The organism is Bacillus sp. FSL R12-0074, from assembly GCF_038005725.1.
GTDB lineage: Bacteria > Bacillota > Bacilli > Bacillales > Bacillaceae_G > Bacillus_A > Bacillus_A mycoides.
The window spans coordinates 2,751,460-2,773,814 of record NZ_JBBOTR010000001.1 but is presented as its reverse complement, the minus strand read 5'-3'; the positions used below and the strand labels follow the sequence as shown (position 1 = coordinate 2,773,814).

Genomic DNA, 22,355 nt, shown 5'->3' with positions numbered 1-22,355 from the left:
AGAGGATTTTCTAGTAATAAACAGAAAAACCTCTTTTTTTCTATATAAGGATATAGGGGGAATGGATATGATTACAAAAGTAATAACAAAAAGAAATTGGGAAATCGCAAAAACAACTAGAGAAATTAATGAAAAATCACTAATAGAAGAGGGATTTATTCATTGTTCATTATTAGACCAAGCTTTAATAGTTGCGGAAACATATTTCAGTCATGAAGAAGATGTTTTATTACTTACAATTGATCCATCCCTAGTAAAAGCAGAAATAAAATATGAACTTGCTACTAACGGTCAAGAATACCCGCATGTATATGGAGTAATCAATTTTGAGGCAATTGTAGGTGTTGCTCCATTTTTTAAAGAAAAGGGAGATTTTTTATTACCAGAGGGACAAAGTTAAGAGTGTTATAGGTATTTAAGTTAGCTAGAAAAGCGCAAATTATATAGTTTGTGCTTTTTATTGTATATATTTTTTGAAAAATTATTGTTTTTGTCACACTAATACTGTACGATACATAGTATAAAACACATACTGTATGACATATAGTAATGGAAATGAGGTGGGTGAATGGATACTTTATTAAATTCATTAATTACTGAGCTAAGGAGAGGGACATTGACATTAGCGGTTTTAAGTCAACTAAGAACGCCGCAATATGGATATTCGCTTGTCCAATTATTGGAGCAATCAGGAATCATGATAGATCAAAGTACTTTATATCCACTACTTCGCCGATTAGAAAAGCAGGAGCTAGTGACGAGTAGTTGGGATAAAACGGAGAGTAGACCTCGTAAGTACTATGTTTTAAGTGAATATGGATTAAATATATTTTTGCAGTTGAAAAAGGAATGGATAAAGGATTCAAAAGAACTTTATAACTTATTAAAGGAGGAGGACGAGAATGAGTTTGATTGATATGTACGTCCAAGAAGTTGCGAAGAGATTACCTGAAAAAAATCGTGAAGATATTACGCTTGAGCTACGGTCGACAATAGAGGATATGTTATCAGACGATTATAATGAAGATGATGTGAAGAGCGTTCTCGAAAAATTGGGGAGCCCGGTTTCATTGGCTAATGGGTATTTGGATAGACCGATGCATTTAATTGGACCACGCTATTTTGATGTATATACGACGCTATTAAAAATGATTATACCAATTGCAGCTGTTATCGCACTCATTGCAATGATTGCAGAAAACTTTATAGGCTATACTGGTGATCAAGCAGTATTAAATGTTATTTTACAATTGATAGGTAAAGGCATTGGGGAAATTGTCGAAGTAGGCCTCCATGTATTTTTCTGGTTGACACTTGTATTTGCTATTTTAGAAAGAACAGATAAAGACAAAGGTACCCAACCGTTGACGACAAGTTTAAAAAAATGGACTCCTGATGATTTGAAAAATATCTCGTATGTTCCAAAGAAAAAGTCGATCTCAAAGTTTGAAGTTTTTGGAGGTTTGATGTGGACAGCAGTTTGGGCTACCCTTTACTTTTATGCGAATCATCTTGTTGGCGTATATAATGGTGCAGCAGATGGACTGAAATTTGTCGCACCAACTTTCAATCAAGATGTTTTACTTCAGTATTGGCCAATCGTTGTAATTATGATCATTCTCGAAATAGGTATATCTCTTTATAAGTTAGTGCAAGGAAAATGGACGCAAAAATTGGCAATTGGGAACGCAATCCTACAGTTAGCTGCAACAATAGTATTCATTGTAATCGTAGTAAATCCTCATTTATTTAACGAAGGATTCATTACGTATGTGGCAAATGTGTTTGCAATTTCTCCAGAGGAATTTAAAACGTGGTTAATTGGTGGAGGGATAATTATCTTCATATTATCTGCGGTACTAAATGCAATTGATGGTTTTCGAAAATCTAGAATTCGGTTGTAAAAATAAGTTTGTATTATTATTAGGTAGATCAGTTGAAAGAAAGGTACAGAGAAAAATCATTATGAAAGGAAGAAAACAATGATAAGGGAAGCAATGAAAGAAGATGTAACATTTATTTTAGATATTTATAATGATGCAATCCTTAATTCAACAGCTGTATATGCGTACAAACCTGTAACCCTTGAAAATAGAATAGATTGGTATGAACAAAAAAAGGCTGATTGCAATCCAATTTTAGTCTACGAGCTAGATAATAAAGTAGTAGGGTTTGCGACATTTGGCCCCTTTAGGGCATGGCCTGCCTATAAATATTCAATTGAACATTCTATATACGTTGATAAGGAATATAGAAAAAATGGAATTGGGAAGTCTTTAATGAAAGAACTAATAGCTATTGCACAGAAAAGAGAATATATGACCTTAATTGCTGGAATTGATGCGGAAAATGAAAAAAGCATTGCAATGCATAAAAACTTCGGATTTGTTTATTCGGGAACAATAAAAAAGGCTGGTTATAAGTTCAATCGATGGCTAGATTTAGCTTTTTATCAATTGGAGCTTAATGGTCCTAAAAATCCTACTGAAGAATAGCTGTATCTATTACTGTAAAAATAATTTTAAAAAGAAATTGTATATATTACAAAAGATAGTATGAAGAAATCTCATGCTATCTTTTTCTTATTGTATTCATGATTATCATTTAACAAAAAAGGATTCTTATATTCTATATCGAATTTTGAGAAGATGATAAAACGATATAAGAAGAGGGATGAATATGCAGGCTGTCATTAGAAAAATAAAAGAAATACAAATTGGTCAAGTTGGAATACTTGTTTATTCAACAAAGAATGGAAATATAGTTGCTACCCATAACAATGAGCTATACGTTCCTTTAGCATCAGCAGCAAAAGTGGCAATTGGATTTACAGTAGCAAAGATGGTAAAGGATAAACTAATTAGTTGGAATGATACACTTCATCACATTAAGTTTAATCCAAATGAGGATAGTGTGCAGTTATATCCTCATTTACATGGAAGAACTACATTAACACTTAGTAAAGCGGTTGAAGTAATGATAGCTTGCCACGACAGTTATATTGCTCACTCGGTTGTAATGCACTGCGGAGGATGGGAAACTGTCAGAGAAAATGTTTTAACGTACTTTTCAAAGATTCATATACAGGAAAACCCTAGAGATGAGCAAAATGTCGGAGAGTTAAATCAAGTTCTTTCACTTTTAGTACATATTTTCCAAGGATATAAATCCGCACCAGAATTATGGGAACCCATTATTAATGGAATGGTAAGACAACAAGGAGAGTATGAAGGTATACCTTATTATCATTTAGCTCATATGACAGGTGGTTTATCCACCGCTATAATAAATATTGGTATAATAGGAATGTTTCATAAATTTCCGTTTCTTTATGTAATTGGGGGAAGAGATTTACCTAATCGATTTGATAATAAACAAGTTGATGAAACCGTTATAGAAACTTTGAGGTACGTGTACAAAGAATATAGTAAAAGTATATTAGGGGTGAGTGATTGAAACGAAACTTAAAGACTTCAACAATCATTATTTTAATCATTACGATTATTGCTTTTGAAGTTGGAATAGCGCTATACGATCGCACTTTGTCATTAGATACTATTTACTTTGCAGCGATTCTTATTTGTATTGTATTACTTTTTGGCACACGTGTTTCTGAAGAGAAAGAAAGTACATCGAAACAGAGACGAAGAAAAACAGCTCTTATATTTTGGCCATCTATTTTATTATTAATCGCTAGTTTTGCCGTTATAAGTTATGTGAGAACAGGCTATGTCTCTGTACCAGGCATAATTGGTTTTTCATGCTTTGTTACATATGCTGGATTTATATTCATCAGTATATTAAAGAGAAGAAGTGAAAATTAAATGTAGCTTACTAAGTTGAAAGTAGGAAATATATGAAAAGCATAGAGAATGGTACTCGCACTGAAGGAGAATACATTAAAAATAAAGTAATTCAATATAACATGTCTATTTTAACAGATGAAGTAAAGCAACCGATGGAACAAGTAAGCTTCGTAGTGAAAGATGAAGATGGAAAAATATTTGGCGGGGTAACAGGAACGATGTATTTTTATCATCTTCATATCGATTTTTTATGGGTTGATGAATCTGTTCGTCATGATGGTTATGGTAGTCAATTGTTACATAAAATAGAAGGAATTGCGATGAAAAAAGGATGTAGACTCATTTTACTAGATTCATTTAGTTTCCAAGCACCAGATTTTTATAAAAAGCACGGATACCGAGAATATGGTGTTGTTGAAGATCATCCTAAAGGGCATAGTCAACACTTTTTAGAAAAGAGATTATAATAATATTATGTATACTGGTTGAGGGGAGAAAAAATGTACACGTATAAATTACAACATGAACAACCAATCTGTGTAGAAAAAATAAAGAAACTTTACGATTCTGTAGGTTGGTGGCCAGAAAGAAAAGAAGTCGATATTCAAAAAATGTTAAAGAATAGTATAGCAATTGGAGTATGGGAAGAAAACGAATTAATTGGATTTGCTAGAGTTGTTACTGACGGTGTTTTTCGGGCGTATATTGAAGATGTTGTCGTACATGAGAGTGTAAGAAACAAGGGAATTGGTGAGAAGATGCTTACAATGTTACTTCAAGAGGTATCCCATATTGATATTGTTAGTCTATTTTGCGGAGAGAAACTAATAAAGTTCTATGGTGAACAGCAATTTAAAGCGACGAAGCAAATTGTGATGCATCGTAATCAAATAGTGAAAGAATAAGAGGTGCCAATTAGAATGAATGCAACAAGAGCATATTGTTTATCGAAAAGAAAAGCGACAGAAGATTCTCCAGATGGCTGGAGTGCAACATGTATGAGGTTAAATAATAAAATATTTGCGATAGTGAATCATGAAGAAGGTGAAAAAGCTGCGATTACATTAAAATGTGATCCAGAACTTTCTTTACGAATAAGAGAAGATTACCCAGAAACAATAATTCCTGGATATCATATGAATAAAAAGCATTGGAATACAGTGTACATACATAAGGATGTAGGACAAGAACAAATTAATAAAATGATAGACTGGTCGTATGATTTAGTATTACAATCATTTTCAAAGAAAAAGCAGCAAGAGTTATTGGATTAAATACAAAGTGAATTCGACTATAAATAGCTAGTAAAATGATTATATTTTACTAGCTATTTGCAGTTTTACATTATATATTAGGGGATTTTGAAATGAATACGAAACGAAATAGATTACTATATGCGGTGTTTACTATAGTTGTTATTATGTTAGGTCTTAGTTCAAGAAAGTTTGCTTTTGCGTTACCAGATTTATTAAATGATTACTTAGGTGATGCTTTATGGGCATTAATGATTTTCGTTGGATTCGGATTTTTGTTTCCTAAAATAGAAACAAAGAAATTAGCTTTTATTAGTTTAATATTTTGCTATGGGATTGAAATTAGCCAATTGTACCATGCGGAATGGATAGATAGCATTCGAGCAACGACTTTAGGTGGACTCGTATTAGGTTACGGATTTTTATGGAGTGATTTAGTGGCTTACACAATTGGTGTTGGAGTAGGAATGCTTGGTGAGTTTGTGCTACGGAAGAAATAAGTGACTTTAAAAAGGGGGATTTGTACATGAAGGATATATTAGAAATTGCAAAGTTTTGGTTTCAAGATAAAGGTGTCACAGCTACTGAAATTCAACCAAACGTAACGAAGATTCATTGTAATAATAAAGCGTATATTTTAAAGGGAAAGGGATCGATAAAACAGTTTCTAGTTGAACTAAATGTATTAGAACAGCTTGATGAAAAAGGAGTTAAAGTACAAAAATTAGTAAAAACGAGAAATGATGAAAGGTACGTATTGTATAAAGAGAAGAATTATTGTTTGTACGAATATGTTGCCGGAAGTGTACTAGAAATCAAAGATACAGAAAAGCTAAAAGTGCTAGGAAGCACAATTGGAGAGGAAATGGCTAATTTACATCACGAACTAAATTCAGTGAATAGTGCTAACGAGTTAATAAAAAGAGAGTTATATAAAGTGGTATACGAATGGGCTTTACCGAATTTAGTAAAGAATGAGCATGTTCATCAGGATGTAATTCAAAAAATGGATCAAATACATACAACTTTCAAGGAAACGGTTCACTCATTACCGAAACAAATTATTCATCGCGATATGCACTTATCAAATGTAATCTTTAGAGAAAGTTATTTTCAAGGGTTTATCGATTTTGAGCTTCTAGAAGAAAACGTTAGAGTATTCGATTTATGCTATTGCTGTACAAGTGTTTTAAGTGAGATATTTAGTGATGAAACATTAAGAGGGAAATGGTTACAAATTGTAAGTGAAATTTTTAAAGGATATTATAAGCAAAACATTTTAACGAGAGCAGAACTACAATCAATTTGGTATGTAATGCTTTCAATTCAAATTATATTTATAACTTATTTTGTTCAGTTAAAAGATTTACTAAAATTAAATGAAGAGATGTTTTTATGGATTTTTGCTAATAAGGAAGATATTGAAGAATCTATAGAAAGAAGCGTACTCATATGAAAAAAATTATATTAATTGGTTCTGGTGGTTCAGGAAAATCCACATTAGCAAGGCAGTTAGGTAATAAGCTAAATATTAAGGTGCATCATCTTGATACACTATTTTGGAAACCAAATTGGGAGGGTGTACCGAAAGAGGAGCAAAGAACGGTTCAAAATGAATTAGTTAAAGGGGAAAAGTGGATTATTGATGGGAATTATGGCGGGACAATGGACATAAGAATTAACGCAGCTGATACAATTATCTTCCTTGATATTCATAGAACAATATGTGTTTATCGTGCTTTTAAAAGAATTGTGCAATATCGTAATAAAACAAGACCGGATATGGGTGCTGGATGTGAAGAAAGGTTTGACTTGCAATTTTTTAAATGGATATGGGAATATCCTAAAACGAAACGCCCTTCAATTTTAAAGAGGCTAAATCAATTGAGTAAGGATACAGATGTTATTATTTTAAAATCTTCAAATGAAGTAAGACTATTTTTAGAGAAGCATGATACCATAAATAGTTAGATTATAAAAAGAAGTAACATGGGGGGATAGGATTGAATAGATTCATTGGCCCGGTTGATTCTAATATGGTGAAAATTCCAGCAGGAAAAGTAGAATTAAGAGATGATCGAATAAAAAAAGAATGGCAAGTTCAAATAAAACCATTTCTTCTTGCAAAGTATGTTGTAACAGCGGAATTATATTACGCAATTACGAATCGTGCACTAAATGGTAATGAAAATGGTAATAAACCTGTTGTAAATATTTCATGGCATGATGCAATTGCTTTTTGTAATTTACTGTCTAAAATAGCAGGGTTTACAGAGTATTATTCTATACAAGATGATGGGAAAAAGGTTAGTTGTAACTTACATTCAAATGGCTATCGATTACCGTCTGAGGCAGAGTGGCAATATGCATGTAAAGCAAATACGACGGGATATACATATGGAGCACTTGAGAAAATAGCGTGGTATAATGAAAATTCAAGTGGGCAAATTCATGACGTCGGTAAAAAAGAGCCGAATGCATGGGGACTTTATGATATGTTAGGGAACGTTTGGGAATGGTGCTATGATTTGTATGATGAAACAGTGTACGGGTCATACCGCATTTTTCGTGGTGGTAGTTGGGCTGAAGCAGCTAGAGGTTGCGGTGCCACTTGTCGCCGTCGTAGTCATCCTACATTTCATATAGATGATCTCGGTTTTAGGCTTGCTAGGTCAATTTAGCAGGAAAATGATACATATAACTCCGTAAAGAGTATGGAAAGTATCCATACTCTTTACAACATAGAAATTTTAAAATTTAAGGAGTGTTTTGAATGGCACGTGTTTTATTCATTAACGCTGGATCAGAAGGGCATATAAATCCAACATTACATGTTGTAGAAGAACTGATTTCTCGCGGTGAAGAGGTAGTTTATTTTTCAATAGAGGCTTTCAGGGAGCGTATTGAGAAGACAGGTGCTACTGTACGAACGATTGATGATCAAAAATTTATACAAGCATTTCTTTCCGGTGGTCGAAATTATTTACAGGAAAGAATAAACGGCCTTCTACATACAACGGATGTTGTAATACCTAGTGTTTTAGAACAAATTGAAGGTGAACATTTTGATTATATTATTCATGATTCGATGTTTGGCTGTGGCCGCTTAATTGCCCAAATTCTAAAGCTTCCAGCAATAAATTCATGCACATCTTTTGCACAAGATGAAAAATCATTTAAACAAATGTTAGACCATCTTTCTAAAAATATCCCACTGGAAGTTCAGGATAGAATACATAATGATTTTGAAAACTTAACTAATGGAATTACAGAAAAATATGGTGTTAATATAAACTCACCGTATGAAGTTTTCTGTAATCCAGCTTCACTTACTATTGTGTATACAATTAAGGAGTTCCAACCTTTTGGGGATACATTTAATGAAACATTCAAATTTGTGGGTCCATCTATCTCTACACAAGTGAAAAATGAAGGTTTTGATTACACTTCAATTGAAGAAAAAAGCCTGATTTACATTTCATTAGGTACTGTTTTTAATGAAGCGCTTGATTTTTATAAACTTTGTATGAAGGCGTTCGAGAATAGTAAGCATACAATTGTTATGTCTATTGGCAACAAAACGGAAATAAGTGATTTAGGTAATATCCCTAAAAACTTCATTGTGAAAAACTATGTACCACAAACTGAACTTCTCAAATATACGAAACTATTTATTACACACGGCGGTATGAACAGTACGCATGAAGGGATATATAACGGTGTTCCACTCTTTGTAATTCCGCAAAGTGCAGATCAGCCAGTAATCGCAAAGCAAGTGGAGAGTCTCGGGGCAGGAGTTAAATTGCAAATGCAAGGATTAACTGCGGATCAACTAAGTGAAAGTGTAGAAATAGTATTAAATAATCCGTCATGTAAAGAAGCTGCTTTGAATTTGAAGGAGTCTCTCCGAAAATCAGGTGGGTATAAGCAAGCAGTTGATGAAATTTTTAAATTTACAGGCTGTTATTAAAACTATACATGTGAAAGGGTGTCTATATTAAATGATATAGACACTTTTATGTTATATGAAGCGAGGAATTGATGAAATGGAAAGAATGAAAATACTAGATGTAAATTTTGCTGACATGACAGCTACACCATTTTTTCAAGTGGAGGCGAAAAATAGAATTAGATTCGATATAGAATTATTTGAGGGTAATTTGAGAGGATTAAGAGGGATTTTGACTGAACTTTTTAAAAGTCCTGATACAATTGATGTTTCATTTATTTCCGGTTACATAACATATGGTAAAAGTAAGAGAATAAATGAGAAAACAAAAATTGGAAGGTTCATGAAGATTAAAAATTGGGCAGAAACGAAAGTAGACGTTGATGATCTTGAAAGTACAATCATATTTACTACGATTAAAGGTGTACATGAAGATGAAGTATATAAGTATTGCAAGTATGTCGTTAATGGTGGTCAGCAAGCGTATATTTCTTTTTATAACGATACTTATTTATTGTATATAAGTACAGAAGTTATTGACATTGTTTCACCAGATACAAGTTTAATAGAAAAGTTAAAACTTCAATACAGTGAAGAATATGATAAGTTTTATGAAACTATATTGACGGATTCGGAAATGTTTACAAGTGATAAGTAATTTCAAAGTATTGATAGAAAGATATATGGAAAATGGAGATGGCACGTTGTTTTAAAATAATGTGATCTCACATTGCCATGCGTTTTAAGTTAACGATGAAGGGTTTCAAGACGACTTGGTGCAATTCATCCATATATATACCTGAAATTTTTCATTACAAGTACTACAATTTCTATTGCTCACTTTTACTTTATAAATTTAGGATGTAGTTTTACGTGTTAGTAGTAATTTCACTGTTTCTGCACAACTTCTGCACACATTTAGGTGATTTCTATGTCATGATATATTCCATAAGTGAAATGTTTCACAAGAAATGAAATGTTTCTTTACGACGGTGTATGCATATTTACGCATACACGAAATAAGATTGACTCTTGTTATTCTTTTACATCAAAGCCCACATTACACTACGAAGTATAACAAGAAGGGGACAGGAACATGAATAATCGATTTTTAAAACAACTACAAAACTTGAAAATGAACAAAAAAAGTATAGGAGCTGTTGCATTAACAGCTGGAATTATCAGCACGACACTTATTCCTCAAAATGCATACGCGCACGGCTTTGTTGAAAAGCCTGGTAGCCGTTCCGCTTTATGTAGTCCAACTTATGGTGCTCTAAATGTAAACTGTGGAAGTGTTATGTATGAACCACAAAGTTTAGAAGCTCCAAAAGGATTCCCACAAGGTGGCCCAGTTGATGGGCAAATCGCTTCTGCAGGTGGAAAATTTGGCGGTATTTTAGATCAACAAACAGCAAATCGTTGGTTTAAAAATACAATCACTGGTGGGGAAAATACATTTACTTGGAAGTATACAGCACCTCACTTAACAAGCAAATGGCACTACTATATTACAAAAAAAGGATGGAATCCAAATAAAGCACTAACAAGAGCAGACTTTGAGCCAATTGGCACTGTACAACATGATGGTTCTGCAGCTTCAAATAATTTAACTCATAAAATCAATGTACCTACTGACCGTAGTGGATATCATGTGATTTTAGCTGTATGGGATGTAGCTGATACAGCAAATGCGTTCTATAATGTAATTGATGTGAATCTCATCAATAATGTGAAACCAGACACAGAAGCGCCAAGTATTCCAAATGGAATTCAGGCGCAAAAAGTAACAGCAAATAGTATAGAACTAACATGGAACGTTTCTACGGATAATGTAGGAGTAAAAGGGTACCAAATCTTCCGTAACGGAGAGATGATTGACACAGTACCAGGCACTTATTTTATTGATAAGAAATTACAACCAAGCACAGAATACACTTATACTGTAAAAGCAATTGACGCAGCTGGCAATGTATCGAAAGAAAGTACAGCGCTTACAGTGAAAACAACAGTTGAAGCTCCTGATACAGAAGCACCAACACAACCAAAAGGATTACATAGCATGGGAACAACAGCGTCAAGTGTGGATCTAATGTGGAGCCCATCTGATGATAACGTTGGAGTAGACTATTACGATATTTATAGAGAAATAGAAGGAATAATGAAAAAAATTGCAACATCCAATACGACTTCTTATATAGATAAAAATTTACTCGCTAATACTACTTATAAATATGCAGTGAAAGCAGTGGATGTAGTTGGAAATGAATCCGTACAAAGTGATACGTTCACAATTACTACAAAAACTGAAAGCGCTTCATATGAAGCGTGGGATGCAAAGAAAGCATATAAAAAGGAAGATAGAGTTTTACACGAGGGAAAAGTGTATGAAGCAGTCCAAAATTATGAAGGACATGGGGATCCAAACTGGATTTTTGCTTTATCCTTATGGAAAACAGTGTAAGCTTTACCTCAAAATGAAATGAAAGATGATGGGCTTTGATGCAAAAAAAGGAAGTTTGAGAGTTAACTTTTCTGCTTATAAAAAAGACGACGTATTCAGCGTCGTCTTTTTGTATTAATCTAGAATATTCATCAAAGAGACTTTCAAACGAATAAGCTACAGAAAGGTTACTATACGAATACATAATGTAGAATCATATAGTAACCTTTCTATTATGATAACACTTTCGTCATAAGAATATGTGGAATTCCATCTTCCATAAATACGTCGGAAGAAGTTTGATAGCCTAATTTTTCATAAAACCCTTCAGCTTGTGTTTGACCGTGTAGTTTCACTTTGTTTGCTTCTTTGTTACGAGCAATCTCTTCTAACTTTTGAATGATTACTTTGCCTAATCCGTATTTGCGATAGTCTTTTAAAATACAAATCCTTTCTAGTTTACCCATTCCGTCAACGAATCGTATACGGCCAGTTCCTACAGGAAGTTCATAATAATAAACTAATATATGTTTGCATGCCTCGCCAATTTGGTCATATGTATCGAATTCATCTTCAAGTGGGACACCTTGTTCTTTTACAAAGACTTCTTTTCGAATGTGAAAGGCAGTTTCTAAATCTGTAAGTTCTGTTATGAGTTTGGATTGCAAATTGTTCAGCCCTTTCTAGTGTGATATGAATGTGTTTTCATAGTATATCATACTGTAATGCTATAAAAGAAAAAACTGACTTGCAAAAGTCAGCTTTAAAATGCTTAATATTCTTTTATACCGTTTTTTGTTCCGATGATCGCTTTGCTCGTCATATTGATAAATAATCCTGTTTCAACTACACCGGTAATCATCTTTAACTCTGTATGTGTATCATTTGGATTCAATATTTTGTTTGGAAAAATACAATCAATAATTAAATTGCCGTTATCAGTTATAAATGGTCTGCCATCTTTCATACGTAAACGCGTTTCGCATCCTAAAGATTGAATTCTTTTTTCAGTTTGCTTCCAAGAGAAGGGGATGATTTCAATAGGAAGTGGAAAGGTACCTAAATGTGAAACGAGTTTGGATTCATCTGCAATAATAATAAGTTCTTTAGAGGAGGTGGCAACAATCTTTTCGCGAAGTAATGCACCACCACCACCTTTTATTAATTGTAAATCATTATTGATTTCATCTGCTCCATCAATTGTGAGATCAAGTATATCAATTTCATTTAAAGAGATTAGCGGAATAGATAATTGTTTTGCTAATACTTCAGTTTCTTTTGATGTCGGTGCAGCTTGAATAGATAACCCTTCTTGTACACGGTGACCTAACTTTTGTATCGTCCAATATACGGTTGAACCCGTACCAAGTCCAATCGTCATACCATCTCTTACAAAGCCAGCAGCATATTCGCCTGCAAGCTGTTTTAAATTCATCATTTTACTCCGCCGGGCGTGATCCAGCATCTAAACCGGAATTTTCAACTGTAAGTATAGGGCGAACGGTAATATCTTTATGTACACGCATTTGGCACGATAATCGTAAGTGGTCTTCAATTCCTTTTTCCGTAATAGCTTGTTTTTCATCATTTGTCGCCTCACAAAAATCACCTGCAATGACTTCAACTCTACAAGTTGTACATCTTGCTTTGCCACCGCAACGATGAAGAATGTGTACACCGTTATCTTCAAGTGCTAAGACTAATTTCGTTCCTTCTTTAATATCGAAAGTTCCGGTACCTTCAACTGTTAATTTTGGCAAATTGATTCCTCCTCATGTAAAATGCTATATAACATATTTATGACCCGTATTCATGAACATAAACATAAAATTAATTATAAGCCCCGTAACTTTTTTATTTGTTCAATCGTTTATTAAGTAAGCGCTGAAAAGGAGTGGTTATTTTGTGCACAAAAGTAACTCAGGTTTTAAAGGATCATATCGATATGAATCATTCAAATATAAATTTTTTAATTACACATTATGCAGAGGTAAAAAGATACTGTACGTTTTTGACGAAAAACAAATGGGATGGGGAAGACCTTGCCCAAGAAGCAATTTGCAAAGTTCTTCAAAAGTATAGTGAGAAGGAAATTTGTATAACGCTTCTGTATAAAATTGCTCGAAATCAATGGTTAGATCAAATGAAATCAAAATCCGTTCAAGAAAAGTTAGAACAGCAAAATACATTTGAAGAACCACATGGGAAAATTGCAGATTTGCATGAAATGGTAGGGAAAGTATTGTCTTCGTTAAATGTGCAACAATCCGTAATTTTATTATTGAAGGATGTTTTTCAGTATAGTATCGCGGATATTGCTAAAGTATGTTCGGTATCAGAAGGCGCAGTGAAAGCATCTTTATTTAGGAGTAGAAATAGGCTGAAAACTGTAAATGAAGAAGGCATTGAAATAGTGGAGTACACGGATGATGTTGAAATCGTTGTAACTTCTATTCGAGAAGAAAGACCTGAATTGTTGACGAAACTTCTCCCAACAATAGATTTCACTAAGTTACCATCAATACAACCGGTGTTATTATTCAGTATGAAAAAACCTTATTCTTACAGTTGTATGCTTAATGCGGCATAAAACAGATGGAGGGATTTATAATGAGTGTAATTCCTTACGTAATAGAACAAACAAAATTAGGAGAACGCTCCTATGATATATATTCAAGATTATTAAAAGACCGAATTATTATGATTGGTTCAGAAATTAACGATCAAGTTGCAAGCAGTGTAGTAGCACAATTATTGTTTTTAGAAGCGGAAGATGCAGAAAAAGATATATTCCTGTATATCAATAGTCCGGGTGGTTCAACGACAGCGGGATTTGCAATATTAGATACGATGAACCTTATTAAACCAGATGTGCAAACACTTTGTATGGGCTTTGCGGCATCATTTGGTGCGCTTTTACTATTAGCTGGCGCAAAAGGAAAAAGATTTGCGCTCCCTAACAGTGAAATCATGATTCATCAACCGCTCGGCGGTGTAAAAGGGCAAGCAACGGAGATTGAAATTACAGCAAAAAGAATATTAAAGTTAAAACATGATATTAACAAAATTATATCTGATCGAACAGGGCAACCAGTAGAAAAGGTAGCTCATGATACAGAAAGAGATTATTTTATGACGGCAGTAGAAGCGAAGGAATATGGAATTGTTGATGCAGTTATTGAGAAAAAATAACGTAAAACAGGCTAGAGAATATACTAAATTCTCTAGCCTGTTTTTGTCATTTTTTATTCTTTTATCCATGCATCAACTAAAGCTTGATTCTTTTTTATCCATTTTCGAGCAGCTTCTTCTGGATCTTTCGTTTTATTTAACATGACCATTAACGTACCAAGTTGTTCATCGTTCATTTTCCATTGATCAAAGTATTTCACAATACCCGGATGATCTTTTTCGAAACCTTTACGAACTGAGTAATAAATGTCATCTTTTTCACCATATACTTTCTTAGGGTCTTTTAAATATTTTAAGTCAAATTCTGAAAAGCCCCAATGAGGATTCCAAAGCGTAACAGCAATTGGTTTCTTTTTCGTATATGCCTTCTTTAGTTCGCTCATCATCGCAGCTTCTGAAGATTGGACAAGTTTTAGTTTTATATCATATTCCTTCATTGCTTTATTCGTTAAATTCATTAGGCTACTACCAGGTTCAATCCCAACAATTTTATTATCTAGCTCATCTTTATGTGCATTTAAATCTTCAATACTGTTAACGTTTTTCACATAAGAAGGGACGACTAAACCAAGCCCAGTACCTTCATACCATTTTGATTTTAAGACGAAGTCATCTTTGTAACGGGCATTTAATGGTTTATCTGTAACAGGAAGCCATACTTCTAGATTCGCATCAACATCACCACGTGCGACGCCAGTCCATATCGCAGCTTTTTCTAAATACATGAGTTCAACTTTATAGCCTTTTTCTTCTAATAAAACTTTCCACATATTTGCGGTTGCGATATTTTCTTTCCAACTTGTTACACCAAGTTTAATTTTTCCTTTCGAATTTGCATTTGTTGCATTACAAGAAGTGAAAATCATACTAATAAATAGTAACAGACTTATAATCCATATTTTTTTTCGCATTCAAAACCTCCTGTGAAGCTTTTGCTTTTTATAAATTAATCTATAAGTGAACCTTCTTATTATGAACGGAAACAAGAATTTTTAAAGAAATCTTATATATGTCATTTTTATGTAATATTTCTCTGTAAAATCGCAACACTATGTAAATAGATGGGTAGAAAAGGAGTAGTGACATGGATAATACAAAGGTACGTGTTGAAAATGTAACAAAAGTCTTTGGGAAACATCCGCAACGAGCGCTTACCTTATTAAAAGAAGGAAAAAGCAAATCGGAAATTTTAAAGGAGACAGGAATGAACGTTGGTGTGAAAAAGGCAACGTTTGAAGTATACACTGGAGAAATTTTCGTTATTATGGGTTTGTCTGGTAGTGGGAAATCAACGCTAGTTCGAATGCTAAATCAATTAATCAAACCGACAGCCGGGCATATATACATAGATGGTGAAGACATCGCAACGATGGGAAAAGAAGAATTGCGAAGAGTAAGAAGGACGAAAATGAGTATGGTTTTTCAGAAGTTTGCTTTATTTCCACATCGTACGGTAATACAAAACGTTGCGTACGGGTTAGAAATTCAAGGAGTTCCAGTAGAGGAACGAGAAAATAAGGCGTTAGAATCGCTACAGTTAGTAGGACTCGATCATCATAAAGATAATTACCCTAGTCAACTTAGTGGTGGTATGCAGCAGCGTGTTGGAATTGCAAGGGCACTAACGAATAATCCAGATGTATTACTAATGGACGAGTCATTTAGTGCATTAGATCCACTAATTCGAAAAGAAATGCAAGATGAATTGTTAGAGTTACAAGATAAAATGGAAAAAACAATTATTTTTATTACACATGATTTAGATGAAGCTCTTCGAATTGGTGATCGTATCGCATTAATGAAAGATGGAGAAATTGTCCAAATTGGAACACCGGAAGAAATTATGATGAGCCCTGCAAATGAATTTGTAGAGAAATTCGTAGCGGATGTGAATTTAGGAAAAGTAATTACGGCAGAATCTATTTTAAAAAGACCAGAAACGTTATTAATCGATCGTGGGCCGCGTGTAGCTCTGCAAATTATGAGAAATGCAGGTGTTTCTACGGTATATGTTGTGAACAAAAAGTATGAGTTTTTAGGTATTTTAACAGCGGATGATGCAAGTAAAGCAATGAAAAAACAATGGCCAATTGCTGATTTATTACTTAACGATATTCCACACGTTTATCTAGATACATTACTGGAAGAAACGTATGCAAAAATGGCGGAGATGAAATATCCATTACCCGTAATTGATGAAAAGAAAAGGTTGAGAGGAATTATTAAACGTGAAAGTGTCATTCAAGCTCTTGCAGGTAACATTGAGGAAGAGGTGAAAGACGATGAATAATATTCCGCGCATTCCATTAGGCGAATGGGTCGATTCATTTGTTGCAAGTTTATATGAGCACTTTGAAGGCTTGTTCCGAGGATTCTCCTATATTATCGGTGGATTTGTTGATTTACTCACTAATTTTTTAACAATAATACCAGCCATAGTGATGATTATCATCTTATGTTTCCTCATTTGGTACACAACGAGGAAATTATCTTTAGTCATTTTTACGCTCATCGGATTATTATTTATTTTAAATATTAACTACTGGGCACAAACGATGCAAACATTAGCGCTCGTACTTACGTCAGTTATTATTTCAATTATTATCGGAATTCCCATTGGCATTTTAGCATCTCAAAATGAACGTTTCTCAAAATTTTTAAAACCGACATTAGATTTTATGCAAACAATGCCGGCATTCGTCTATCTCATTCCCGCGATAACATTTTTTGGAGTAGGCGTCGTACCAGGCATTATTGCTTCCGTTATTTTTGCTATGCCACCGACAATCAGATTTACAGACTTAGGAATTAGACAAGTTCCAGAAGATTTAATTGAAGCTGCGAATGCGTTTGGCTCTACCGCATCACAAAAATTATTTAAAGTACAATTACCGCTCGCAACCGGAACGATCATGGCTGGCGTGAATCAAAGTATTATGCTTTCGTTATCAATGGTTGTAACAGCTTCACTTGTAGGAGCGCCAGGACTTGGCGTCGATGTATATCGCTCTGTAACACAAGTAAATATCGGAATGGGATTTGAAGCTGGACTAGCTATCGTCGTGATTGCGATTATATTAGACCGAATTACGCAAGGGTTTTATACAAAAAGAAAATAATTCAAAAAACACACTTTATACTACAAAGTGTGTTTTTTGAATTCGAATTACATCCGAACAATAACAGAACCTCCAGCTGGTGCACAAACTTGGTTTTGCTGTTGTTCCATTGATTTTATTAATTGATTATTTTCTTCGATTAATGAGATTAATTTAGCTAATTCGCTTTCAAGGCTTGCGATGCGCTGCATCATGTATTGTGAATCATAATGCAGTGTATTCCTTACTGGATGGGGGGAGTAAGCATATTGTTGATTTATATTTGGATTCCGATGAGGATACATTTGAATCGTTCCTCCTTCAATAAATTACTGATCTATAGTAAATGCCTATGTATATGTAATGGTGACTTAAAAATTCTTTCAAACGAAGAGGATTATGTAGGGGGAATGGAAAATTAATAAAGTACATTTTTTGGAAATTTTCAAGCGGAATAGCAAATATATTAGTAGACAGCAAAGTTCATGTAAATGGATATTATATGGGGAGAAATTATGAGAGGAGATGCTATTTTGGCTAATAATAAAAAAAGAAATGATGCTATGACAATTGGTGTCGCTATAGGTGTTGTAATCGGTGTAATTCCTGGTGTATTTAATGATAATATAGCAATCGGAATAGCGATTGGGATTGCAGTTGGAATGGGGATTACGCTTTTGAAGAAATAATGAGTTGTAAATTATTTTAATGTGAAAATTCTCATTTCAAGAGATTGAATTTTCGGAATATAAAACCTATTTTCCCTTTTTTTATGATATTATATATGCAAAGGATGGTGATGGATATGCCAATAAACAATCAAGCAGAACAAAACTGCTTCATTTGTGAAAAACATAAAGGGAACATTACAGTTCCAGGTGGAGCTATTTACGAAGATGAACTCATTTACGTTGGACATGTCCATTGGGATGCAGAAGAAACATATCTTGGTTATGTAATGATTGATATAAAGAGACATGTACCTGGTCTCGCTGAATTAACTGAAGATGAGGCAAAGGCATTCGGACTGATAACAAGTAGAGTAAGTAAAGCGCTTAAAGAAAGCAAAGGTGCAGAACATATTTACAGTTTCGTTTCAGGTAATGGTGTACCACATTTGCATATGCACATTATTCCGCGTTATCCAAATACACCAAAAGAGTTTTGGTCACCGACTGAAGTAGCAAATTGGACTGGTGCACCACATGGAGATTCAGAGAAAATAAAAAACTATGCGAAAGAATACGAAAGTATATGGTAAATGAGTATGCATACAACAAATAATACACAATATTCATGGGTTGGAAGTAGAGAAATGTGTTTAGACGAAGTTTCAGTCAAGCAATATGGTGATATTGTACTTGGTAAATACGGCGGGAATATAAGTGCCGGAGCAAAAAAGAATGAAGACGGTGCATTAGTTTGGTCGAATGGTGATTGGGAATTTACCGTTATATTAGACGGACATAATAGTGCAGAAAGTGTTGATTTAGTAGTAAGTACGATTCAAGCAGAATATGAAAATATAAAAGTAATTATGAATGAACAGATTGAAACAGTATTTCGATCTGTTGAAAATCATATACTTACGATATTTCAATCCCGCTCATTTAAAGAAAAGTGCGAAAGGGTAAAAGGTGAAACTGCTTGCTTAATATGCTTAAGAAAAGAAAATTACATATGGTGGCTTTCCATAGGTGATTGCTTAGTTTATGTATTTCATGATGAATTACATAAATTAGGACAATATACATTGAATCAACGCCACTTTTACGAATGGATTGGAAATGTAAACACATTTGATTTACCCGTTCCTTGCTATTCTTCAGGAATTCGTGAACTACGTACTGGAAAGAATCGAATTGTAATGGTGACAGATGGGGTATTAGAATGCGGGGAACGCCGTTATGAAACGCCATTAAACCTATACAGTGATATGAATAAAAATAATATAGCGCTTAAAGAAAATGTTCACAATATTTTAGAACACGTTCATCATCAATTAGGACGAGATAGTGCGACCATTATTAGTTGGGATTATGAAAATGATGCATATGCTACGTATCCGAGTGATCAGCCGGAGAAAATTAAAGTGAAAAAATAAAAAGGAGAGGGTTTTCTGTCAGTTACAAAAATATCCTTATTAATTTTATGGGTGCTATCTTTATTGGTTTTTGAAAGAATTGCGAGAAGACAGTTAAATATACCGAAACAAAAAGGATGGAATAACCAATATGTGAATGATACACATAAATGGGGAAATAGAATTATTATTTCCTCTTATATAGTTGTTATTGCTATAAGCACTTTTCTTCCAAATCGTATATATATGGGCTATGTACCTCTTTTGTTTTTTATTACGTTATATGGATTTCAATCATATATGGAGTGGAAATATGATAAGGAATCGCGGGAGTTTTTGATTTCATTATTAGGAGTTGCAGCATTAATAATAACAGGGTTCATACTATATTTCTTCCTTTAATATAGTATAAATTTAAAGGAAGAGGGAGAGAAGAAATGAAAAACCCTTTCTTACGTGCAGAATCGATCATTTTTAATGAAGATCATTCAAGAATACTCGTTCAATAACCGTTAATATAGTCCACTTTATTTTAAACAATTCAATGAAGTAATAGGAGGAATGATATTGAGAACCTATACATTTTGGATTATAATTTTTGTTTTTTGTATAGCGGGCTACTTTTTGGATCGATTTTTAAGAAAAAAATTGAATATGCCAAAGAGCGGGTTTTGGGGATATAATAAATATGTAAATAGCTTACATAAAAAATTGGAAATAGGACTGCTTTTTGTTTATTTAATAATTAGTTTTATTTACATCTTTAAATTCGAAAGCACTAATATTTGGTTTATCATTTTCACTTATTTAGGGGTTACGTGGATCCTAAGGACATGGATGGAATGGAAGTATGATAGAGAATCGAAAGAATATATTTTTTCGATAATTGGATTATTTGCATTTGTTTTTATGACTTCGATGCTATTTTACTTCGTTCCACCTGCTGCATAATAAAATGATTATTGATGGTACAAATAATGAGATAACTAATTAATAAGAAACCATTCATCTATACATGAATGGTTTCTTATTATGTGTACGAAGTTCGGTCTTCGCAATTTAATCATTTATTTTAGCCAATATGGATTTAATGAAATTTGTTTTATCCTCTGCATATTTATGCTTATCATTTGGGTTAGCTGTTGAAAGTTGAATCTTTAACTGTTCATACTGCATACGAGAAGTTTTATTGTCTATTAAGTAATCTCTGAATTTTAATTGTTCTATTAAATATGGATTCCCTTGCTCATACATATGAATTTGATGAGTTCTTGGCTCACCTTTATTGAAATAATACCTTTCGGGTAATACATCTTTTCTATATTTATAATTTAATTGTTCTAGGTTTATGATACATTTTATACCATTTCTGTAATCTTTTAATTCAATCGCAATATCAATAATAGGTTTTGCACTTAAATATGGAATGGAAGTACTTCCAATATGGTGTATCGCTAAAATATATTTTCCAATGTGTTCCTCAATTAATTGTTTTTCTTTTGAAAACTCAAATTCCCACTCTTCGGACCACGGAACTAAAAACACTTTACCATAGGGTAAACCTAGCATTTAATTAGCACCCCTTACATATTTTTTCAATAAAGTTACTTACATCTTCTTAAAGCTCCTCAATACAAGAAACTCCCACAATCTCCAAGGAAGAACCTTCCTCGCAAAGATCATAAATTTTACACCTTTCCCAATTGGGTATCGTAATGTAGTACGCCTTGCTTCAGCAATTTCTACGATTTTATTTGCAACATCCATCGGATTACCAAGTGTATCGTTGCCATTGTTTATGTGCTTTTGTATTTTATCCATATATTCTTTGTAAGGAGAGGTTGTATCAGATTGGTTTTTAGCTAATTGTTTACCAACTTCCCATATATTCGTGTTATAAGAACCTGGTTCAAGTAAGGCAACGTCTATTCCGAAAGGTTTTACTTCTAAGCGAAGGGATTCACTCCAGCCTTCTAATGCATATTTTGAAGAAACGTAAGGGGATAAACCAGGGAATCCGACTTGGCCGCTAATGCTGCTAATATTAATGATTTTTCCGCTTTTCTGTTCTCTCATATATGGTAAGGCAAGCTGAGTGATTGATATAGCTCCAAAAAGGTTCGTTTCAAATTGTTTACGGTATTCCTCTACTGGAATTTCTTCTACAAAGCCCCCAGTTGCATATCCTGCATTATTAATGAGAAGGTCTACTCTGTTTATTTCTTTTAAAAATAATTGGAAGTTATGTATAGAACCTTGATCTGTTACATCTAATTGTTGAACTTTTATATTTTGTTGTAAGTGGAGTTTAGTAGCTTGAGATATTAAGTCTATTTGTTTTTCAAGATTTCGCATTGTAGCAATGACAAAATAGTCTTTTTTTGCAAGTTCAAGTGTCGTTAAAAGTCCGAATCCACTTGATGCCCCTGTAATAATCGCGATTTTTGTATTCATTGTTCGCTCGCTTTCTTTTTCTTTTATCATAACGAGTTATAAAGAGAAAATCTATTTATTGTATAAAGATATTTGAT

31 protein-coding genes and 1 pseudogene are annotated in these 22,355 nt (G+C 33.5%); 25 read left to right on the top strand and 7 right to left on the bottom strand.

Going from position 1 to position 22,355, the window contains the following annotated elements; genetic code table 11:
- The first annotated feature begins 67 nt into the window (after positions 1 to 67).
- The 16 genes from NSS97_RS14470 (at position 68) to NSS97_RS14395 (ending at position 11,472) form a co-directional block, all read left to right on the top strand.
- Entirely contained in the window at positions 68 to 400 is a 333-nt protein-coding gene (locus NSS97_RS14470; RefSeq protein ID WP_002189854.1) for a DUF952 domain-containing protein, read from the top strand.
- Between the two features lie 168 nt (positions 401 to 568).
- A complete protein-coding gene (locus NSS97_RS14465) occupies positions 569 to 916 on the top strand; it encodes a PadR family transcriptional regulator (RefSeq protein ID WP_002013008.1) in 348 nt (115 codons plus the stop codon).
- Complete coding sequence (locus NSS97_RS14460; RefSeq protein ID WP_044438954.1) at positions 903 to 1,904, top strand: HAAS signaling domain-containing protein; 1,002 nt, start codon at positions 903 to 905, stop codon at positions 1,902 to 1,904. Before NSS97_RS14465 ends, NSS97_RS14460 begins: the two co-directional genes overlap by 14 nt.
- A gap of 78 nt (positions 1,905 to 1,982) precedes the next feature.
- On the top strand, positions 1,983 to 2,495 hold the full coding sequence (locus NSS97_RS14455) for a GNAT family N-acetyltransferase (RefSeq protein ID WP_107886792.1): 513 nt from the start codon (positions 1,983 to 1,985) through the stop codon (positions 2,493 to 2,495).
- 184 nt (positions 2,496 to 2,679) lie between these two features.
- Entirely contained in the window at positions 2,680 to 3,456 is a 777-nt protein-coding gene (locus NSS97_RS14450; protein WP_107886793.1) for a serine hydrolase, read from the top strand.
- Complete coding sequence (locus NSS97_RS14445; protein WP_107886794.1) at positions 3,453 to 3,824, top strand: hypothetical protein; 372 nt, start codon at positions 3,453 to 3,455, stop codon at positions 3,822 to 3,824. Before NSS97_RS14450 ends, NSS97_RS14445 begins: the two co-directional genes overlap by 4 nt.
- Positions 3,825 to 3,856: 32 nt before the next feature.
- Positions 3,857 to 4,273: a GNAT family N-acetyltransferase gene (locus NSS97_RS14440; protein WP_107886795.1), complete on the top strand. Its 417-nt coding sequence runs from the start codon at positions 3,857 to 3,859 to the stop codon at positions 4,271 to 4,273.
- Positions 4,274 to 4,306: 33 nt separating this feature from the next.
- Positions 4,307 to 4,711, top strand: coding sequence for a GNAT family N-acetyltransferase (locus tag NSS97_RS14435; protein ID WP_016091530.1), 405 nt, complete (start codon positions 4,307 to 4,309; stop codon positions 4,709 to 4,711).
- Positions 4,712 to 4,726: 15 nt separating this feature from the next.
- Positions 4,727 to 5,080, top strand: coding sequence for an MmcQ/YjbR family DNA-binding protein (locus NSS97_RS14430; RefSeq protein ID WP_000994618.1), 354 nt, complete (start codon positions 4,727 to 4,729; stop codon positions 5,078 to 5,080).
- A gap of 92 nt (positions 5,081 to 5,172) precedes the next feature.
- The gene (locus tag NSS97_RS14425; protein WP_044438941.1) at positions 5,173 to 5,559 is read left to right on the top strand and encodes a ribosomal maturation YjgA family protein; all 387 of its coding nucleotides are present in this window, start codon (positions 5,173 to 5,175) and stop codon (positions 5,557 to 5,559) included.
- 26 nt (positions 5,560 to 5,585) lie between these two features.
- On the top strand, positions 5,586 to 6,515 hold the full coding sequence (locus NSS97_RS14420) for a phosphotransferase enzyme family protein (RefSeq protein ID WP_341113058.1): 930 nt from the start codon (positions 5,586 to 5,588) through the stop codon (positions 6,513 to 6,515).
- Positions 6,512 to 7,030 carry a DNA topology modulation protein gene (locus NSS97_RS14415; protein WP_107886796.1) on the top strand — a complete coding sequence of 173 codons (519 nt, stop codon included), beginning with the start codon at positions 6,512 to 6,514 and terminating at the stop codon, positions 7,028 to 7,030. The genes NSS97_RS14420 and NSS97_RS14415 overlap by 4 nt, the downstream gene beginning before the upstream one ends.
- A 32-nt stretch (positions 7,031 to 7,062) precedes the next feature.
- A complete protein-coding gene (locus NSS97_RS14410; RefSeq protein ID WP_044438935.1) occupies positions 7,063 to 7,740 on the top strand; it encodes a formylglycine-generating enzyme family protein in 678 nt (225 codons plus the stop codon).
- A 92-nt stretch (positions 7,741 to 7,832) separates the two neighbouring features.
- Positions 7,833 to 9,029 (top strand): macrolide family glycosyltransferase, encoded by a 1,197-nt coding sequence (locus NSS97_RS14405; protein WP_107886797.1) that lies wholly within the window; start codon positions 7,833 to 7,835, stop codon positions 9,027 to 9,029.
- Positions 9,030 to 9,105: 76 nt separating this feature from the next.
- Positions 9,106 to 9,666 carry a phosphatase gene (locus NSS97_RS14400; RefSeq protein ID WP_341113054.1) on the top strand — a complete coding sequence of 187 codons (561 nt, stop codon included), beginning with the start codon at positions 9,106 to 9,108 and terminating at the stop codon, positions 9,664 to 9,666.
- A 438-nt stretch (positions 9,667 to 10,104) separates the two neighbouring features.
- Positions 10,105 to 11,472, top strand: a complete 1,368-nt coding sequence (locus tag NSS97_RS14395) for a lytic polysaccharide monooxygenase (protein WP_107886798.1) — start codon at positions 10,105 to 10,107, stop codon at positions 11,470 to 11,472.
- A gap of 212 nt (positions 11,473 to 11,684) precedes the next feature.
- Here the strand turns inward: NSS97_RS14395 and NSS97_RS14390 are convergent, their stop codons facing one another.
- The 3 genes from NSS97_RS14390 to NSS97_RS14380 all read right to left on the bottom strand — a co-directional run bounded on the left by NSS97_RS14390 (position 11,685) and on the right by NSS97_RS14380 (position 13,211).
- The gene (locus NSS97_RS14390) at positions 11,685 to 12,119 is read right to left on the bottom strand and encodes a GNAT family N-acetyltransferase (RefSeq protein ID WP_107886799.1); all 435 of its coding nucleotides are present in this window, start codon (positions 12,117 to 12,119) and stop codon (positions 11,685 to 11,687) included.
- A gap of 104 nt (positions 12,120 to 12,223) precedes the next feature.
- Positions 12,224 to 12,886, bottom strand: a complete 663-nt coding sequence (rpiA, locus tag NSS97_RS14385) for a ribose 5-phosphate isomerase A (protein WP_107886912.1) — start codon at positions 12,884 to 12,886, stop codon at positions 12,224 to 12,226.
- Between the two features lie 4 nt (positions 12,887 to 12,890).
- Positions 12,891 to 13,211: a 2Fe-2S iron-sulfur cluster-binding protein gene (locus tag NSS97_RS14380; RefSeq protein ID WP_002189833.1), complete on the bottom strand. Its 321-nt coding sequence runs from the start codon at positions 13,209 to 13,211 to the stop codon at positions 12,891 to 12,893.
- Positions 13,212 to 13,354: 143 nt separating this feature from the next.
- Between NSS97_RS14380 and NSS97_RS14375 the strand changes: the two genes are divergently transcribed.
- Positions 13,355 to 14,041, top strand: coding sequence for an RNA polymerase subunit sigma-70 (locus tag NSS97_RS14375; protein ID WP_107886800.1), 687 nt, complete (start codon positions 13,355 to 13,357; stop codon positions 14,039 to 14,041).
- Positions 14,042 to 14,061: 20 nt separating this feature from the next.
- Entirely contained in the window at positions 14,062 to 14,643 is a 582-nt protein-coding gene (gene clpP / locus NSS97_RS14370) for an ATP-dependent Clp endopeptidase proteolytic subunit ClpP (protein WP_002136712.1), read from the top strand.
- Between the two features lie 53 nt (positions 14,644 to 14,696).
- On the opposite strand, the gene NSS97_RS14365 is transcribed toward clpP, so the two are convergent.
- Complete coding sequence (locus tag NSS97_RS14365) at positions 14,697 to 15,554, bottom strand: glycine betaine ABC transporter substrate-binding protein (protein WP_341113048.1); 858 nt, start codon at positions 15,552 to 15,554, stop codon at positions 14,697 to 14,699.
- A gap of 173 nt (positions 15,555 to 15,727) precedes the next feature.
- Here NSS97_RS14365 and NSS97_RS14360 point away from each other — a divergent pair, with 173 nt between their 5' ends.
- Positions 15,728 to 16,933, top strand: a complete 1,206-nt coding sequence (locus tag NSS97_RS14360; protein WP_002013036.1) for a quaternary amine ABC transporter ATP-binding protein — start codon at positions 15,728 to 15,730, stop codon at positions 16,931 to 16,933.
- Positions 16,926 to 17,762 (top strand): ABC transporter permease, encoded by an 837-nt coding sequence (locus NSS97_RS14355; RefSeq protein WP_002127727.1) that lies wholly within the window; start codon positions 16,926 to 16,928, stop codon positions 17,760 to 17,762. The genes NSS97_RS14360 and NSS97_RS14355 overlap by 8 nt, the downstream gene beginning before the upstream one ends.
- A 47-nt stretch (positions 17,763 to 17,809) precedes the next feature.
- Here NSS97_RS14355 and NSS97_RS14350 read toward each other — a convergent pair whose 3' ends face one another.
- Positions 17,810 to 18,046 (bottom strand): hypothetical protein, encoded by a 237-nt coding sequence (locus NSS97_RS14350; RefSeq protein WP_341113046.1) that lies wholly within the window; start codon positions 18,044 to 18,046, stop codon positions 17,810 to 17,812.
- Between the two features lie 210 nt (positions 18,047 to 18,256).
- Between NSS97_RS14350 and NSS97_RS14345 the strand changes: the two genes are divergently transcribed.
- The 5 genes and pseudogenes from NSS97_RS14345 (at position 18,257) to NSS97_RS14325 (ending at position 20,775) form a co-directional block, all read left to right on the top strand.
- Positions 18,257 to 18,430: a hypothetical protein gene (locus NSS97_RS14345; RefSeq protein ID WP_002085128.1), complete on the top strand. Its 174-nt coding sequence runs from the start codon at positions 18,257 to 18,259 to the stop codon at positions 18,428 to 18,430.
- Between the two features lie 110 nt (positions 18,431 to 18,540).
- Positions 18,541 to 19,025 (top strand): annotated as a pseudogene (locus NSS97_RS14340) (HIT family protein).
- The gene (locus NSS97_RS14335; RefSeq protein ID WP_080784430.1) at positions 19,003 to 19,845 is read left to right on the top strand and encodes a PP2C family serine/threonine-protein phosphatase; all 843 of its coding nucleotides are present in this window, start codon (positions 19,003 to 19,005) and stop codon (positions 19,843 to 19,845) included. Before NSS97_RS14340 ends, NSS97_RS14335 begins: the two are co-directional and overlap by 23 nt.
- A gap of 63 nt (positions 19,846 to 19,908) precedes the next feature.
- The gene (locus tag NSS97_RS14330; protein ID WP_080784428.1) at positions 19,909 to 20,226 is read left to right on the top strand and encodes a DUF4181 domain-containing protein; all 318 of its coding nucleotides are present in this window, start codon (positions 19,909 to 19,911) and stop codon (positions 20,224 to 20,226) included.
- 165 nt (positions 20,227 to 20,391) lie between these two features.
- Positions 20,392 to 20,775, top strand: coding sequence for a DUF4181 domain-containing protein (locus tag NSS97_RS14325; protein WP_107886801.1), 384 nt, complete (start codon positions 20,392 to 20,394; stop codon positions 20,773 to 20,775).
- A gap of 108 nt (positions 20,776 to 20,883) precedes the next feature.
- Here the strand turns inward: NSS97_RS14325 and NSS97_RS14320 are convergent, their stop codons facing one another.
- Positions 20,884 to 21,393 (bottom strand): GrpB family protein, encoded by a 510-nt coding sequence (locus NSS97_RS14320; protein WP_044438915.1) that lies wholly within the window; start codon positions 21,391 to 21,393, stop codon positions 20,884 to 20,886.
- A gap of 39 nt (positions 21,394 to 21,432) precedes the next feature.
- Complete coding sequence (locus NSS97_RS14315; protein WP_207913261.1) at positions 21,433 to 22,278, bottom strand: SDR family oxidoreductase; 846 nt, start codon at positions 22,276 to 22,278, stop codon at positions 21,433 to 21,435.
- Between the last annotated feature and the right edge of the window lie 77 nt (positions 22,279 to 22,355).